Origin of the sequence: Anabaena sp. FACHB-1237 (assembly GCF_014696225.1) — a bacterium.
Classification (GTDB): Bacteria; Cyanobacteriota; Cyanobacteriia; order Cyanobacteriales; family Nostocaceae; genus FACHB-1237.
Map to the genome: position 1 here is coordinate 1 of NZ_JACJPV010000006.1, position 16,034 is coordinate 16,034.

The following is a 16,034-nucleotide window of genomic DNA, read 5'->3' on the forward strand; positions in this document are numbered from 1 at the left end:
CAACTGGTATGAAGTACAGAGGAATCTGTTTACTTTAGTTGTACGTGAGCATATTTTTGCTAATCTTAATAGCGATCGCATGATCTAGAATACATAGATAATGTTTTTTGTCAATGCGTAAGTCCTAATACCATCACACAAGCGTTTTTCGTCTTCACTTAAACCTAGTGTAACCGCATCTAAATTATGTAATCTATACACAGCTATGGTTTCAATTTTTAGATACAAAACTTAACAATGCCTTAAACCTTTGTCCTGGTTGTCACGGGCGATCGCTGATTTTTAAAGTAAACATAGATACTATTCACTATCTTCACCTAAGTAAATAGCACGAATATCCGCAGGTAAATTTTCTTCTAGCATTCTATAACCTTCTTGGAGTAAATTACTTACTTCCCCAGGGGAAATTTGTTCTCCTTCGGCTTGCAAATAAGCGGCTATTCTGGTTTCACTCCAATGAAAAGTTTCAGACATTAACACTATTAATCTTAACATTGGTTGTAATCTATCTAACGCTTGTTCTACATAACACCATAGTGGTGGTGATGTATTTTTCAGAACATAATGAATTGATTCTGATGGTGGTAATTTCATTTCATTGATATAGAAAGCAGCGATGTTAATTAACCAATTTTGTAAAGTTAAAGTTTGCTTACCTGTTTCTGGATTAACTAAAGAAAGACCGCCTAATTCATAGTATATCTGTCGCCAAATGAGGGCGAATAAATAATCAGCTTGGACAGGCGATCGCGTTGAATGTCTAATTAAAGTATAGACTATAGAATTATAACGGCAAAAAATTACTGTAAAATACTTGCCATGTTCAGGATAGCGTTGAAATAAAGTGAGTAATTCTTGGTCACTATAGCGAAATAATGACTTAACTAACGGATGATTAGCTTCAGAAAAGAAAGGAATTTGCACAGGATTTTAATGTGTTAGCAGTTAAAATATACAAGAGCAGGATTTATATAAGTTAATAATATATAATAATATAGAGGTGGCAAGTTTTCTCAGGACAGTGATATGATGACTCATACTAATTTTCACACACTCCTGTGTCACCTGTCACTGGCTATTGATAAACTAGAAACAGAATCGTTATGCTAGTCTTTATTGACAATACTATAGGACTTACCCAAGTTTTACAGCAAAAATCTCTTGTAGGGTACGTCAGACTCCATGCCTGCAAATAAACAGATCCTTGACATCTGACGCACCCTACCAATGTGCCAGTTACGTCAGTTCTGTATTAAAAGCGGTTCATTTATACAATAATTCTTTGTTCATGGTTATAGCAACTAATTTCATACCTGTTCCAGCGACTCCAATTATAGGCTCTTTCCTACCTTCATTACCTTTAGATAGTCTGTTCTCTACTCAAGGCATAATGATCATGCTGTTGGCGGCCTATGCTGGTGCTATGTGGATGTTTCTCAGCAGCGCGCCCAAAGTATACACTGTCATGGTATCAGATTTGGAAATTGCCCGACAGTTATACGAAGGTTTACTTAATTTGCCCGTAGCCGAAGTACCTTTGCACTATTATTACAACTACGAACAAACCATTGGTGCTACTGGTATTGATCCCTTATATATGTCCGCCAGTTCCAATTTTGCTCCAAAAACCATGAATAATGGGAATGATGGACTTTGGTATCAACTGAAAAAAAACACCCAATTACATATTATTACTGGCGCAAGTTTGGGTAGTAAAAATCAACAACGTCATGTTTGTTTTGATCATGACTGTTTAGAATTAATCTTAATGCGTGTGGAAACAAGAGGTTTAAAACTCAAAATTCGTAATCATAAACCCTTGAATTTTTTGGTAAAAGACTACGATGGCCGCATTATTGAAATGGCAGAAGTAGCAGGTTAACATATAGCTAACAGTTAACATTGAACAGTTAACCGTTAAAGGTTAACTGTTATTAATTTTATAGCTTGAGGACTGAGCTTGCCAAACCGCACCCTACCAATATGCCTATTTTAACTGTTAAGTGGTAAGTGTTAACGCAAATATTTTCTGTAAACGTTTACGTACCCATACACCTATATTACTATCATCACTTTCTTCCACTATACCCATTTGTTGTAATTGCTTTTTCCGTTGTTCTAATTCTTCCTGATGTTGTGACAATTCCTGAATAATTAACTCAGCAAAGTCAGGCTGATCTTGTAATAATTTCTCAAATTCTTGACGATAAATACCAAAGACAATAGTAGGTTCTACAGCCCTGACGGAAGCAGTTCTCGGAATACCTAAAATCAGAGATAATTCTCCAAAAAATGCTCCTCTTCTTAATGTAGTTAAATGTTTATCTATCTTAGCTACGAAAATATCTATAGCACCTTCTAACACAATATAAAACGCATCTCCTGGTTCACCTTCATTAAAGAGAATTTGGTCTTTCTTTAATCTTTTCCGTGAACCAATTTCAATTAATTTCCTTAATTCTAACTCTGTGAAATTTTCAAAATAGGGAACTTTTTTCAGCAGATCCCTAATAGAAATATCACCACGAATTTCTCGATGTTCTTGGTTTTCTAAACTAACAATCTCTGGTACTTTTGCTTTATTCAGATAAACACTATAATCAGGAAAACTAACACTAATACCCCTTTGTCTCAAATTATATTCTATAGCATAATTCAGTTTAGTTTTTGCTGGTTCATCATCTCTAAAACTATGTATCCACACAAATAATTCAAACTCAAAGTATTTTACACCTAATTCATTAAATACTAATTCTGGAGGAGGATCTTTGAGAATGAAAGGCTCTTGATCTACTGATGTTAAAACTGTTTCCGTAAATAATACTATATCTGTACTGGGATGAATCCTAATTGGTAATTTTATTCTATTAGGATTTCCTCCATAACTCCAGTTTAAAATCGGTACTGTCACCAAGGAACTATTAGGAATAATTAATGTTGCTCCATCTTCTGTGGTAATTAGTGTGGATAGTAAGGAGATATTTTTTACTGTGCCTTCTAAATCCTCAAATTCTTGATTACTACCAAATTGTAGATAATCATTTACCTTAATGGTACGACGCAATACAATAATAATACCACTACTTAAATCTCGCGCCATGTCTTGTAAACCTAAGCCTATTCCTATTCCTAAACCTCCAGCAATAACTATTAAGGATGATAGGCTAAAACCAATGGCTTCTAATGATACCAATATCCCAATTATCGCTAAAATATAAGTTACTAATGTGCTAATAGCCTCACGAGTTCCTAAGTCTAATCCTAAACGAATTAGTAAAAATTGTTTGAGGAAAACTTGTACTAATTTAATTAATATCCAAACAATAAAGAGGTTAAGAATTAATAGAGAAATTGTAACAGCAGAAAAGTTTACTTCTCCAAAAGTAAATAAGGTATAGTTTAATACGGCATATATATATGACCATAAATATTCTAGGTATTGAGTCATAATTATCTCTGTTGATCATGTCTGTTTATCATGGTTTTTGTAGTCAAATATACTAAATTTGACCAATAGCCACTACATTATACAATGAATTTATGTAAATTTCAAGAAAAATTTTACACTTCTCAATATAAGTGCAAAAAGTTTATTCAGACTTGATTAAAATAAACAATAACATTGTCAGTAGTAGAAACATATATCAATAGATAAATATATAATAAATATATATTTATCTATATTTATCTATATTTATCTATCTTTCCACGACTGACATAATTAACAACAGACAATTTCTAGCTTTATTTATGACTATCTAATAATTGATGATGAGAAATAATTCCCTTCAATTTTAAATTAGTAAATACATTAATGGAATTTACTAATTCTCTTTGTTCTGTGGGTAAATTTACAGCATCTAATCCTTGTTTCAGACTACTACCTCTATGTAATTCGTGAGCAAGTTTTTGCTGTTGTGATGAATCTAAAATTTTGCTAATTTCCTGGTTTCTTCGCTGTATTAACCCTTGCATTTTTTGCTTTTCTTGAGGTGTAAAATCATCCTCAATAGGTCTAAATGTGCTACCAATCTGCGTATTAGCAGCTATAACAAAACTCTGGGCATAAGCATGATCAAATGTTGTCAGACAAAAAACAACAGATATCAATGCTAAAGTTAATAATTGGAATTTGAGTTTACAAATCATGTTGGTGCGGATGTTCATAAAATACTCAATCAAACTAAATCAGGTATGATATTAGTTTAACTAGTAAATAGCTTATATTATAGGACTTACGCAAGTGTCACACTAAAAAATCTGTTGTATGGTGCGTCAGATATCAACAATTTAGTTATTTACATGATTTATAGTGTCTGACGTACCCTACCAATGTGCCGGTTGCGTAAGTCCTGAATTACCTAAAATAGCATTATAAAATTGAGAATTAATAATACATATTTACTATTTATCTGGATCTGCGTTAATAAAAATGTACCAATAAATCCACTAATAAATAAGCTGTTTTACTTTTAATTTAGATAATGGATGCAAGCAAGATGCTTGCGCTACTGTAATTTTAGTGGTTTTTTCCAGTAAAATTATAAAACTGTCTAAATATGATATGGGGTTTTCAAACCACTGTATTTATTTCTGATTTGTTCACCATCTACTCTCATTCAATATGAAAATACTCAAAATTCAAGATGATCCCATTAGTATTTTATCTATTTTATCCTATATTTTAGCAGCAATTAGTGGTTTATTGATGGGGTTGACAGTTGCCCCTGTTAGTCTTTGGTTTTTGGCTTGGTTTGCCTTAATACCATTGTGGATATTATTATTTAATGATAAGTATAATAGTCACAATTATCTCAGATTAGCTTTTATTTGGGGTGTATTTTATCACGGAACAGCTATATCATGGATTAGAGGTATTCATCCTATGGACTGGTTAGGTGTTCCTTGGTGGCCAAGTTTGTTAATTACTCTATTTTGTTGGTTATTTGTTAGTTTTTGGGGCGGATTTTTTCTAGTTATTTGGGCGTTTTTAATGGTACGCTTCAATAAACAAACTCCTTGGTTACGAGTTTTATTGGGATCTACTATTTGGTGCTGTTTAGAAACTGCTTGGAGTTATAGTTCTTTATGGTGGAGTTCCCTAAGTTATACTCAATCTCCTCATAATTTGTTAGTGCTACATTTAGGACAAATTTCTGGTAGTAATACTGTCACTTTTTTACTTGTTTCTGTTAATGGTTTATTAGCTGAATTCGGGATTTTATATCTCACGCAAAGACGCAAAGACGCAAAGAGTTATATTTTGTTATTTGGGGCTGTGGGTTTGTTTTTGCTGGGGCATTTATGGGGGTTTTATTTATATGTTTCTCCTGCTAATGATGATTTTAATAATGCTGTCAAGGTTGGCATTATTCAAGGTAATATTCCTAATAAAATTAAGGTACTTCCCCAAGGTTTACGTTTAGCAATTTATCATTATACTCATGGTTATTTGCAGTTAGTTAATCAAGGTGTAAATGCTGTTTTAACTCCTGAAGCTGCTATTCCCATATTTAGTTATAATTTACCAAATACTGACTTATTTATGGCTATTAAAGAACAACAAATTCCGATATGGATAGGTGCTTTTGGTGTCCAGGGAGATAGTTATACTAATAGTTTATTTACTGTCAATGAAAAGGGGGAAATTACCAGTCGTTATGATAAGTCTAAACTTGTTCCCTTAGGTGAGTATATTCCTTTTGAGGAGATTTTTGGTAAGTTAATTGAACGTTTATCTCCTTTGGAAGCACATCAAGTTCATGGGGCAAAAAATCAGATTTTTGATACTATTTTTGGTAGGGTAATTGTGGGTATTTGTTATGAGTCTGCTTTTCCAGAAATTTTCCGTTATCAAGCTGCTATGGGAGGCAAGTTTATTTTAAGTTCTTCCAATGATGCCCATTATACTATGGCTATGGCTGATCAACATCATGCCCTGGATATTATGCGGGCAATTGAAACTAGTAGATGGGCAGTGAGAAGTACAAATACGGGTTATTCTGCTGTTATTGATCCTCATGGCCACACTTTGTGGAAGTCGGGATATAATAGTTATGAAACCCATGCGGCAGTTATTTATGGCCGTGAATATCGCACTTTATATGTTAGTTTTGGTGACTGGTTAACACCTTTTTTTGTAATTATTAGTGGTTTGGTTTGGTTGATAATTAAGATAGTCTAATAGTTAGATACCCGACTTATTAAAGAAGTCGGGTATCTTGGTGTTTTTTGTCTTAATTTCTCGGTTTCATTGTGACAAAGGTTATTAAGGAAAATATCATCATGGCTAATATTAAGGCTGAGTTTCTAATTAATGCTTTATCCCAATGTTTGACTGCGATCGCTATTAATGCCCATACTGTTACACTAGAATAAGGTATATCCTCGCATTTAATAACTATTATTCCGCAAATTATGGTGGCTATTATTAACATAATCACTGTCCACAATTGACTATTAATACCCCAACCAGTCCATTTATAGAAATGCAATGTACAAGCTATGTTAACTATTGTCGCTACACTAATCCAACTTAAATAAATGCTGATAGGATAATGTAAACATAGTTTCTTGCTGCGATTTACGGCTTTTTTACCAATTCCTAAACGATAATAAATCATCATTAAAGAAATTAAAATACCTAACATGGCAACTACTGATAAATCAAAATATCTTGCCAGGAAAAAATACACCCAAATACTTTGACATACCGAAGCAATTACTAGAAAATATGCCGTATTTTGTAAGTCCTGATCTTCCTTTTGATTTGGTAAAACTTGATAAATTCCTAAACTAAATAATCCTACATAAATTAATCCCCAAATAATAAAGGCATAATTAGCTGGTACAATTAATACATCTTGAAATATAGTGTTGGAAATTGTGCCAATATTCATCCCATTTAATGGGTAAATATTAGAGACTACATTAATGATAAATGCAGCAATAATAGCCATTAAAGTTAATATTTGCCGCAAGAAATTTTGTAAGTTAGAATTGGGTAGTTGCATAGATGAACATTATACATTAATCAGGATAAATTAATTAAGTATTGTAAGGGCGGTTTTAGCTGATAATTTGTTGCTATTATTTACAAAACCAAAACCAGCCCTGATACAAACTAATAAGATTATCAATTGTCAATTACCAAGTAGGATCGCTGAAAAGATTAATTATTAATTTTTCCTGTCCTGGTTTAATTGGTGGAACTCCGCTAATACAAGCACGAATAATTTCTGGTTCATCTTCTCCATTATCTAATTCTACTGTACAAGCATGACAAGTGCCCATTAAACAACCCGTAGGAATAGATATTCCTGCGCGTTCTGCTACATCTAAAATAAGTTCGCCAATTTCTGCATCAGTGGTTACTTTATCTGGTAAAAATTCAATTTTCATAGTTATGTTTTCGAGATTGTTTAATTTGTGATATTAACAATATTTGCCTATTAAGCAATTCACCATTATCCCCATATTTGCCCATATTAGTGATATCAATATCAAAAATATGATCCCTGATTACTGAATGCTAATAGCTTAAGATAAAATAGGTATGATATCTAAATGTTTTTCTACTTCGTTAGCTATAAAATCTAACATTTTTTCTCTTTCTTCTCGATAATTTGCTACTCCTGTAGGTAAGGATGTTAAACCTCTTTGTTGACGTAAACGGTTAATCCAGGTCCTTCTCCAAGGACCATTATCAAAAATACCATGTAAATATGTTCCCCAAACAGATTGACAATTATCTACTAATCCTAAGTTAGCATCATCAAATAATGGTTGACAGGGTTTTTGATCATTGGAATTTTCAACACGCGATCTCCCTTGATGAATTTCAAAGCCATTTACAGGTAATCCCATTTGTGGATAATTGGAAGTAACTTGTCTTTGTCTGGCGATTTTCTGCCCTGTAATTACTGTTTTTATCGGTAATAAATTCAATCCTGAATATCTTCCTGCTTGTCCTTCTACTCCTTCAGGATCGGCGACAATTTCTCCTAACATTTGAAAACCACCACAAATTCCTAACACTGTTCCTCCCGATGCAGCATAATTTTGAATTGCTGTGGACATACCAGTTTTTTGCAATATTAATAAATCCGCAATAGTGGTTTTTGTACCAGGAATAATCACCGCATCTGGATGTCCTAATTCTTGTTTGGGATGGACATATTTAATTCTAATTGATGGTTCTGACTCTAAAGGATCAAAGTCTGTAAAGTTGGCAATTCTTGATAAACGAATCACGGAAATATTTAATTCTGCATGGGATTTTGTGGATTTACGTTCTAATAAATCTAGCGAGTCTTCGGCAGGAAAAACTTGTTCTAAGTAGGGAATTACTCCTAATACGGGAATACCTGTTCTTTGTTCTAACCATTTTATTCCTGGTTCAAGTATTGATATTTGTCCACGAAACTTATTGATGACTATACCTTTAATTAGTTGTCTTTCTTCTGGTTCTAATAGTTCTAATGTTCCTACTACATGGGCAAATGCACCTCCCCGATCAATATCTACTACTAATATGGTATTTGCCTGTAAATATTTGGCAATTCTCATATTAGTTAAATCCCGATGTTTGAGATTTATTTCTGCTGGACTTCCTGCACCTTCACATACTAATGTATCAAATTCTTGGGTTAAGTTTTGAAGACATTCTTGAACTGTTTGCCAACCTATATCAAAATATTCTTCATAATAGTCTTTGGCGTTCACTTTACCTACTGCTTTTCCTTTGAGAATTATTTGAGATGTCATGTCTCCTTGGGGTTTTAAGAGAATAGGATTCATGTCTACTGTGGGTGCTATTCCCGCAGCCCAGGCTTGTACTGCTTGGGCATATCCAATTTCTCCTCCTGTGGCAGTAACATAGGCGTTTAATGCCATATTTTGCCCTTTAAATGGTGCAACTCGCCATCCTTTCCGTGAGAGAATGCGACATAATGCGGTGGTAATTAGCGATTTTCCCGCATGGGATGTTGTTCCCACTACCATGATTGATTTCATTTTCTTGATTTACTCCTATTCTTAACTTTTTCATGGCCACAATCATTAATTTTCTAAGTATTCAGCCGTGAGTTATCAGTGATCAGCTAATATTTAAAGATAGTCTCTATCAAATGTATTTGTTCTGTGATATTTTCTCATTGCTAATTACTGTTCACGTAGCGTGATGTTAGGCGTTACCTGAATACTTACTTTCTGAGGACTTTCACAAGTGTCACAGCAAAAATCTGATGTAAGGTGCGTCAGATGTGAAGAATATGTTTATTTACATGATTTATGCTGTCTGATGTGGTTGGTGAGCTTGTCGAACCACACCCTACTAATGTGCCAGTTGCCTAACTCCTGTTTCTGTAAATGTGTTTGTAAATGTGTAGGTTTTTCATTGTACTTTATACCCACAATATGCTATCCAATAACAAAATTATCAAAACAGGAAGTAAAGTAGGGTAGGAAGTGCGAAGTACGGAGTGAAAATTATGATTACTAGTCTGGGTTTAGCATTGCTAAACCCCTAGTGATATAGTGATAGCTCACAGCTGACGGCTAAAAAGGCCGACGTAACCACCGAGTGATAAAATCGAGTAGACGATCGCTCAATGATGCTGGAGGTAGTTCTTTTTCTTTGAGCTTTTCCACTAATTGATGCCCTAAAGGCGTGAGTCGAAAACCGTCCGTAATTCCCTGGCCATCTACTTCCCGTCTTAATATTCCTACGTCTATTAGCCAACTTAAAGCATTATCACATATCAATTCTGATAATGGTTGTTTGGTGTAATTTTTCTTTACTCCATGTTCTGATGCGATCGCTCCTAATGCTATACTTCGATTCTGCATCTCTATGAGTAAGTTTAGCTTAAATGGTGAACATATCAGCGATCGCTCTGCTCTGGTTAGAGTATTACTAGAATATACTAGGGGTTTGAGATTTTGACTATTCACAGCAAATATTTCTAATTTTAATTAACATTTAACTGTTAACAGTTAACGTCTAAGGTTAACTGTTAACTTAGAACACACTAATATTCTACAAAAACCAACCGTAGGAATGTAAACCTTTACCTAAAAGATTAACTCCTAAATAACAAACCCACACTACTACAAAACCTGCTGAGGCTAAAATTGCCGGTTTTCTACCCTGCCAACCACGAGTTATTCTCGCATGAAGATAGGCTGCAAATACTAACCAAGTAATTAACGCCCAGGTTTCTTTGGGATCCCAACTCCAGTAAGATCCCCATGCTTCATTTGCCCATACACCCCCCGCAATTATACCTATAGTTAGTAAAGGAAATCCTAACCCTATAATCCGATAACTTATATTATCTAATATTTCTGCCAGGTTAAGGCGTTGAGGTGAAAGGGTTAGGCTATTGGTGATAGTTGCAGATTCTGTAAGTTTTACTACGTCTAACACTGCTGTACCTTTACCATTGTTTTGGTTTTGGCTGTTGCTTTCTATACCAATAAAACCGTTATTTTCTGAGGCTGGGGTGACTAATTCTCCTGATTTAATTAATTTATAGCCGTTACTACGATAACCACCTGTACCTACAGAACTGCCTTGTAATTGGATGTTTTGTCCACGAGTGACAATTAGAAAAGCGATCGCTAGTAGTGAACCTACCATTAATGCTGAATAACTTAACATCATAACACTAACGTGCATCATCAACCAATTAGATTTTAAAGCAGGTACTAAAGGCTCAGAAATTTGCATTTCTGATGGTAAAGTCAGAGTAGCAAATGCTGTAATACCCATAGCCACTGGTGCGGTAACAACTCCTACCAAACGACTACGAGTAGAATTTTCTGCTATCAAGTGAACAGCAGTAATACCCCAAGTCAGGAAAAATAGAGATTCATAGAGGTTACTAAGAGGGAAATAACCTGCTTCTATCCATCTTGCAGCCAATAGGGTAGCAATGGATAAATTAGCGATCGCCATTCCTGCTGTGCCTAAAGCCCCAGTCAATGATAAACTAGGAAAAGCTGCTCCCACCCAATATACTAACATGGTGCAGAATAAAACAGCAAAAGAGGCATTATCTAGCCAATTCTGGAGTACAACCAGATTCATAAATACGTCTCCCTAATGGATGCTTTCAGATTAATTCTCACTTTATTTCTCATCCTATCGGTTTTTGTAACCACAAGATCCTCAATTTCTTCCATAACTATCAGCATTCAGCCATCAGCAGTCAGCCATCAGTTATCAGTTATCAGTAAATGTATATCAAATGTATCAATTTTATAATATTTCCTGACAAACAACAAGATACCGGACTCTTACAAGGTTGAAAATTAAAATAGCAGTCCTATCTTGATCAATAAATCAATTAATAAGTGTGGGTTCTTAAAACATATTACATAATAATATATACATTACATTTGAATTTTTATTAAATAATATTACCCACATCCTATAGATTTATGGTATAAAATTACTATGTTTATTGTATAGAGATCAAATTAGTGATCACCTGTAAGTAATGCTGAATACAACGATCCTCAGAAAACATTGACACATGACCAGATTTATCTATGATCAGTTTTCTAAGGACTATTTAGAAGAACTGCTTAAACCCTATGGAAAAGTAGAAACACCTCGTGAGTTGGCAGGAGAAATTAGGCAAATAGATGTTTATTTTTCTCCATTGTCCCAACTCGATCCTAGTGTAAAAATGCTAGGATTATTAGGTAATATGGCATTAACGCCAGCAATGTTTGAACCCTATCGTAATCCAGTAAAAGTGGACGAAATAGGAGATTGTATACTCAAATTATTAGAAATTAAAGGAGTCTTAAAAAGAGAAGCAAAGCGTAATAAATCTAATTTATTAGATGAACAACTGCCGAAATTATGGATACTCACACCCACAGCATCATCTGATATACTATCAGGATTTAATGCTACCTTAAAACAAGATTATTTACCTGGTGTCTATTATTTAGGAAAGTATTTACGCACAGCAATAGTAGTAATTCATCAATTACCATGTACGGAAGAAACCCTATGGATCAGAATTTTAGGAAGAGGCAAAGTTCAGCAACAAGCTATAGATGAACTGGCCAATTTACCAACTAATCATCCATTTAGGAAAATCGGGTTAGAATTACTATATAACCTGCAAACACATCTGAAAAGAAATAATCAAAAAGATGAAGATAGGGAGGTACTTATGAGATTAGAACCACTATATCAACAAGAAAGAGAGTTAGCCGTTCTTGAAGGAAAAAGAGAGGGAAAAATTCAAGGCAAAATTGAAGGTAAAATTGAAGGCAAAATTGAAGGCAAAATTGAAGGTGAGATGTTATTAATTACCAAGCAAATTAACAAAAAGTTTGGTAAAATTTCAGAAAATTTAACTGAGAAGATTCAAAAATTACCAGTTGAAACAATTGAAGCTTTAGCAGAATATCTCCTAGATTTTACTAAAGTTGATGATTTAGAAACTTGGTTAAATCAAAATTCTCCATCATAAACCTATCCCCAAATCCCCGATTTCTCAAATAAGTCGGGGATCTTAATTTAATGATGATCATGATCATGAAAAATATATCAAAAGGTTTATAGTGATAACTAGTAACTTGGGTTATTATTAATATTGGAGCGAAAACATTGGTTAAACAAAGATTAGATACTTTATTGGTAGAATTGGGTTTATGTTCTTCTCGTCAACAAGCACAACGTTTAATTCAAGCTGGAGAAGTAACTGTTAATCAAAATTTAATAGATAAAGCAGGAACGGAAGTAGATACATCTGCACAAATAGTCATTAAAGAACGTTCTCGTTTCGTTTCTCGTGGTGGAGAAAAATTAGCGAAAGCATTGGATTTTTTTGCAATTTCTGTTAAGGATCGCATTTGTTTAGATGGAGGAATTTCTACAGGAGGTTTTACCGATTGTTTATTACAATCTGGTGCAAAACAAGTTTATGGTATTGATGTTGGTTATGGCCAAGTTGATTGGAAATTAAGAAATGATCCGCGAGTTATTTTAAAAGAGCGCACAAATTTACGTCAATTAAAACCAGAACAATTATATACAGAAAATGATATAATTCCTGACTTAGTAGTGGTAGATGTTTCTTTTATTTCTTTAACTAAGGTTTTATCTGCTATTTGGGATTTAATTCAAGCACCAAGGGAGGCAATTTTATTAGTAAAACCTCAGTTTGAGGTAGGTAAAAGTCGAGTGGGTAAAAAAGGGGTGGTGCGTGATTCTCAAGATCATGCTGATGCTATTTTTCAAGTTCTCCAAACCGCCCTAAAATTAGGTTGGCAATATCAAAGTTTAACTTTTTCTCCTATTACTGGTCCTGCTGGTAATATTGAGTATTTATTATGGTTAAAAATGGATGGTGAAATAATAGTACCTGATTTAGAATCTATTCAGGAAATGACTAAGTTAGCAGTTCAGGAGTTTATGAAAAAATGATGAGTAACCAATTTGTACAAGATGATCAAATAAATGATCAATCATGGTTAGATAAAACTATCAGCCAATTGAAAGAACGCAATTTTGAGGCTTTAGATATTGATTTATTAATAGAAGAAATAGGTGGAAATTTAAAAGATGCTTTAGAAAACAATTTAATTGTTTAATTGTGGTTTTAGCACATTTATTGAAGTGGAAATATCAGCATGATAATCGTTCTGGAAGTTGGCAAGGTAGTATTAAAGAACATCGTCATCGGATTAATACAGCAGTTTCCGTTATTATGAGATACAGATGTTAATGATAAAACCCTTGTAAAACAGCCATCTTGCTGTGTTCATAGTGTACCTCATGTAGATGGAATGTGCTGTAAGTCTATGCAAATATGATGAGGATATTTTTGATAGTTGTTATGATCCTGCTTTAAATTGGGCAATGGCAGAAACGGGTTTATCTGTTGATATTTTTCCGGTACAATGTTCTTTTACTGCTGAAGAGGTTCTCAATATTAAATTTTTACCTGAGTAACTTAAGCATTCAGCTATCAGCAATCAGCTATTTACCTGAAATATTAAAATACAAAGAATGAAAACAAACGAATGCAGATAACATTCTGTGAAATTAAAATTTCTGAACCCTTGTTATTGATACTATTCTCTGATTACTGATTACTAATAGCTGAATACTTACGTATCATATATTAAACATTCTAGTGCTTCTGGATGATTTTCACAGTATATTTCTAAGTCTGTTTTGCGATGCTTTGCTTGTTTTTCTTGGGCTTTTTCTATTTGTAATTGTTGAATTAAATTCCATGCTTGAATACAAGTAGAGGAATTTTTTCCATCTATTTCGCATATTTCCCGCGCTTTTACTATTGCGGCTAGGATTTTTTCATCAATGGTTGTTTGCGGACTTTTTTGGATTTGTTTTTGGATTTGATTTACGGTTGTCATGATTTTTAGATATAAACTAACTAGGAATTATTGCCAACTCAGATGCACAGATATAGAGAATAATTTATTTGCCGATTATTTCTCAAGATTAACAATTGACAACTGATTTTTTTGTTAATTTATATACTTTTTAATAGATATTACAGATCCCCAAATTCTTAAAAAAGTCGGGGATCTTAAGGAGGTTATAATTCCTGTTTTAACCTATACAAAATTGTGTTTTCATCAACTTGTGATAATATTTCTCGAATAACAGTATTAGCCCCTAATTGTCCCCAAGTACAGCCTTTTTCTAGGTAAATTTGGGCGGCTTTTCCTACTCGATAACTACCATAGCCTGCTATTACACTTTGCATTAATCCACTAGTGGCAAAAGTAGTAATATGAAAGGGATTTTCTCCACTAATTGCATCTGTGGTTTTACCTATACCTAATATCAAACTAGTGGCTATTTCACTCAGAAATAAACTACCAGAACTAAATAAAATGGTTTTTAATAATTTGGTAGCTTCATAACTAGTCATGGGTAGGCCATATAATCTTGCTAGGGAACGAATCAGGGCTAAATCTGTGATTAAACCACCAATAATATCTAAAAAACCAATGGGATTTAATCCGATCGCTATGGCTTTATATTTAATAAATTGAGAAATAATATTTTCTGCTTCTTGTTGGCGAATATCTAGGGTTTTACTAGTAATAATTTCTTCTGCTTCTCTAGCTTGAATTAAGGCGTTTAATGCTAATAGCGATCGCCCTTCTCTATTTAATATTTTCAAAATAGTTTCTTTCAATTCATGAACTTGTGGTTCTGGAGTTTCCCATTCATAACTAACCCTACCATCTGCCCATTCTATTCTTACCTCCATTGGTGCTGGTTCAGCCGCGATCATTACAATTTCATCAGGTAATAATGGCTGATTTGATGAATTTCCTGCCCCTAATTGTTGCAAGTTTTTATATATTGTTTCTCTATCCGTTTCTGGATATAAATCAATTTTATTAAATACTAAAATTAAAGGTTTTTGTGATTGACGTAATTCTAATAATGCTTGATATTCTGTTCTCGTAATATCGCCAGAAACCACAAATAAGATTAAGTCACATTGACGCACAACATCCTTAGCCATTTGCGCCCTTGCATCCCCAGAAATTTCATCTAAACCTGGTGTATCTATCAATTCAACTAATACCTTATCTCCTGGTTTCCAACGTACTGAACGCGGCCATTGTGTCACACCATTTAATGGTCCAGTTTCTAAAATTTTATCGCCCATTAAGGAATTTAATACGGCAGATTTTCCCCGACTAACCAACCCAAAAGCAGCAATTCTAATAATATTAGCATCAAGTTTTTCTAGGGTAGTGCTTAATATTTCTATTTGTGGTTTTACCACTGTAATTAATTCAGAATTTCCTGATAATTTACCAGACTTACGCAGATAATTATACCAAGACAATGCTTGTCTAATACTAGCACGGGCGCGGTTTAAATGGGTTTCTTGTAAGTTACGAGTCATAGGATTTTGGATGTTTGGTTTTTGATTTTAGATTTTCAGATCCCGGACTTCTTTAAGAAGTCCGGGATCTAAATTTTTCAGTTCTCTAATTTTCTTTGGCATATC

The 16,034-nt window shown here is 33.8% G+C and carries 17 protein-coding genes; 7 read left to right on the forward strand and 10 right to left on the reverse strand.

The genetic code is table 11. The features are described from left to right. Window positions 1-300 precede the first annotated feature (300 nt). Entirely contained in the window at window positions 301-924 is a 624-nt protein-coding gene (locus H6F32_RS04340) for a sigma-70 family RNA polymerase sigma factor (protein ID WP_190368123.1), read from the reverse strand. 364 nt (window positions 925-1,288) lie between these two features. On the opposite strand from H6F32_RS04340, the gene H6F32_RS04345 reads away from it, so the two are divergent. After that, window positions 1,289-1,882: a glyoxalase-like domain protein gene (locus tag H6F32_RS04345; RefSeq protein WP_190368254.1), complete on the forward strand. Its 594-nt coding sequence runs from the start codon at window positions 1,289-1,291 to the stop codon at window positions 1,880-1,882. A gap of 117 nt (window positions 1,883-1,999) precedes the next feature. On the opposite strand, the gene H6F32_RS04350 is transcribed toward H6F32_RS04345, so the two are convergent. Together H6F32_RS04350 and H6F32_RS04355 are read right to left on the reverse strand one after the other, a co-directional pair. Next, window positions 2,000-3,448, reverse strand: a complete 1,449-nt coding sequence (locus tag H6F32_RS04350) for a cyclic nucleotide-binding domain-containing protein (protein ID WP_190368124.1) — start codon at window positions 3,446-3,448, stop codon at window positions 2,000-2,002. A gap of 296 nt (window positions 3,449-3,744) precedes the next feature. Then, window positions 3,745-4,167: a hypothetical protein gene (locus H6F32_RS04355; RefSeq protein ID WP_190368125.1), complete on the reverse strand. Its 423-nt coding sequence runs from the start codon at window positions 4,165-4,167 to the stop codon at window positions 3,745-3,747. Between the two features lie 457 nt (window positions 4,168-4,624). Between H6F32_RS04355 and lnt the strand changes: the two genes are divergently transcribed. Beyond that, on the forward strand, window positions 4,625-6,184 hold the full coding sequence (gene lnt, locus H6F32_RS04360) for an apolipoprotein N-acyltransferase (RefSeq protein WP_242031046.1): 1,560 nt from the start codon (window positions 4,625-4,627) through the stop codon (window positions 6,182-6,184). Window positions 6,185-6,236: 52 nt separating this feature from the next. On the opposite strand, the gene H6F32_RS04365 is transcribed toward lnt, so the two are convergent. The 5 genes from H6F32_RS04365 to ccsB all read right to left on the reverse strand — a co-directional run bounded on the left by H6F32_RS04365 (window position 6,237) and on the right by ccsB (window position 11,092). Continuing rightward, window positions 6,237-7,013 (reverse strand): tryptophan-rich sensory protein, encoded by a 777-nt coding sequence (locus H6F32_RS04365; protein WP_190368126.1) that lies wholly within the window; start codon window positions 7,011-7,013, stop codon window positions 6,237-6,239. Window positions 7,014-7,146: 133 nt separating this feature from the next. Next, window positions 7,147-7,401: a 2Fe-2S iron-sulfur cluster binding domain-containing protein gene (locus H6F32_RS04370; protein WP_199294476.1), complete on the reverse strand. Its 255-nt coding sequence runs from the start codon at window positions 7,399-7,401 to the stop codon at window positions 7,147-7,149. A gap of 138 nt (window positions 7,402-7,539) precedes the next feature. Next, a complete protein-coding gene (gene cobQ / locus H6F32_RS04375; RefSeq protein ID WP_190368127.1) occupies window positions 7,540-9,015 on the reverse strand; it encodes a cobyric acid synthase CobQ in 1,476 nt (491 codons plus the stop codon). Window positions 9,016-9,558: 543 nt separating this feature from the next. After that, complete coding sequence (locus tag H6F32_RS04380) at window positions 9,559-9,963, reverse strand: Npun_F0494 family protein (protein ID WP_190368257.1); 405 nt, start codon at window positions 9,961-9,963, stop codon at window positions 9,559-9,561. Between the two features lie 76 nt (window positions 9,964-10,039). Continuing rightward, the gene (ccsB, locus tag H6F32_RS04385; protein ID WP_190368128.1) at window positions 10,040-11,092 is read right to left on the reverse strand and encodes a c-type cytochrome biogenesis protein CcsB; all 1,053 of its coding nucleotides are present in this window, start codon (window positions 11,090-11,092) and stop codon (window positions 10,040-10,042) included. Between the two features lie 448 nt (window positions 11,093-11,540). Between ccsB and H6F32_RS04390 the strand changes: the two genes are divergently transcribed. From H6F32_RS04390 to H6F32_RS20870, 5 genes are all read left to right on the forward strand, one after another. Next, on the forward strand, window positions 11,541-12,497 hold the full coding sequence (locus tag H6F32_RS04390; RefSeq protein WP_190368129.1) for a DUF4351 domain-containing protein: 957 nt from the start codon (window positions 11,541-11,543) through the stop codon (window positions 12,495-12,497). Window positions 12,498-12,634: 137 nt separating this feature from the next. Beyond that, the gene (locus H6F32_RS04395) at window positions 12,635-13,453 is read left to right on the forward strand and encodes a TlyA family RNA methyltransferase (RefSeq protein WP_190368130.1); all 819 of its coding nucleotides are present in this window, start codon (window positions 12,635-12,637) and stop codon (window positions 13,451-13,453) included. After that, window positions 13,450-13,620: a DUF29 family protein gene (locus H6F32_RS20860; RefSeq protein ID WP_277875039.1), complete on the forward strand. Its 171-nt coding sequence runs from the start codon at window positions 13,450-13,452 to the stop codon at window positions 13,618-13,620. The genes H6F32_RS04395 and H6F32_RS20860 overlap by 4 nt, the downstream gene beginning before the upstream one ends. Before the next feature lie 2 nt (window positions 13,621-13,622). Next, entirely contained in the window at window positions 13,623-13,754 is a 132-nt protein-coding gene (locus tag H6F32_RS20865) for a DUF29 family protein (RefSeq protein ID WP_313926375.1), read from the forward strand. A gap of 56 nt (window positions 13,755-13,810) precedes the next feature. Continuing rightward, window positions 13,811-13,981: a DUF29 family protein gene (locus H6F32_RS20870; RefSeq protein WP_277875040.1), complete on the forward strand. Its 171-nt coding sequence runs from the start codon at window positions 13,811-13,813 to the stop codon at window positions 13,979-13,981. Between the two features lie 158 nt (window positions 13,982-14,139). Here the strand turns inward: H6F32_RS20870 and H6F32_RS04405 are convergent, their stop codons facing one another. Further along, on the reverse strand, window positions 14,140-14,409 hold the full coding sequence (locus H6F32_RS04405) for a Calvin cycle protein CP12 (protein WP_190368131.1): 270 nt from the start codon (window positions 14,407-14,409) through the stop codon (window positions 14,140-14,142). Window positions 14,410-14,594: 185 nt separating this feature from the next. Further along, window positions 14,595-15,929 (reverse strand): GTP-binding protein, encoded by a 1,335-nt coding sequence (locus H6F32_RS04410; RefSeq protein ID WP_190368132.1) that lies wholly within the window; start codon window positions 15,927-15,929, stop codon window positions 14,595-14,597. Window positions 15,930-16,034: the final 105 nt, after the last annotated feature.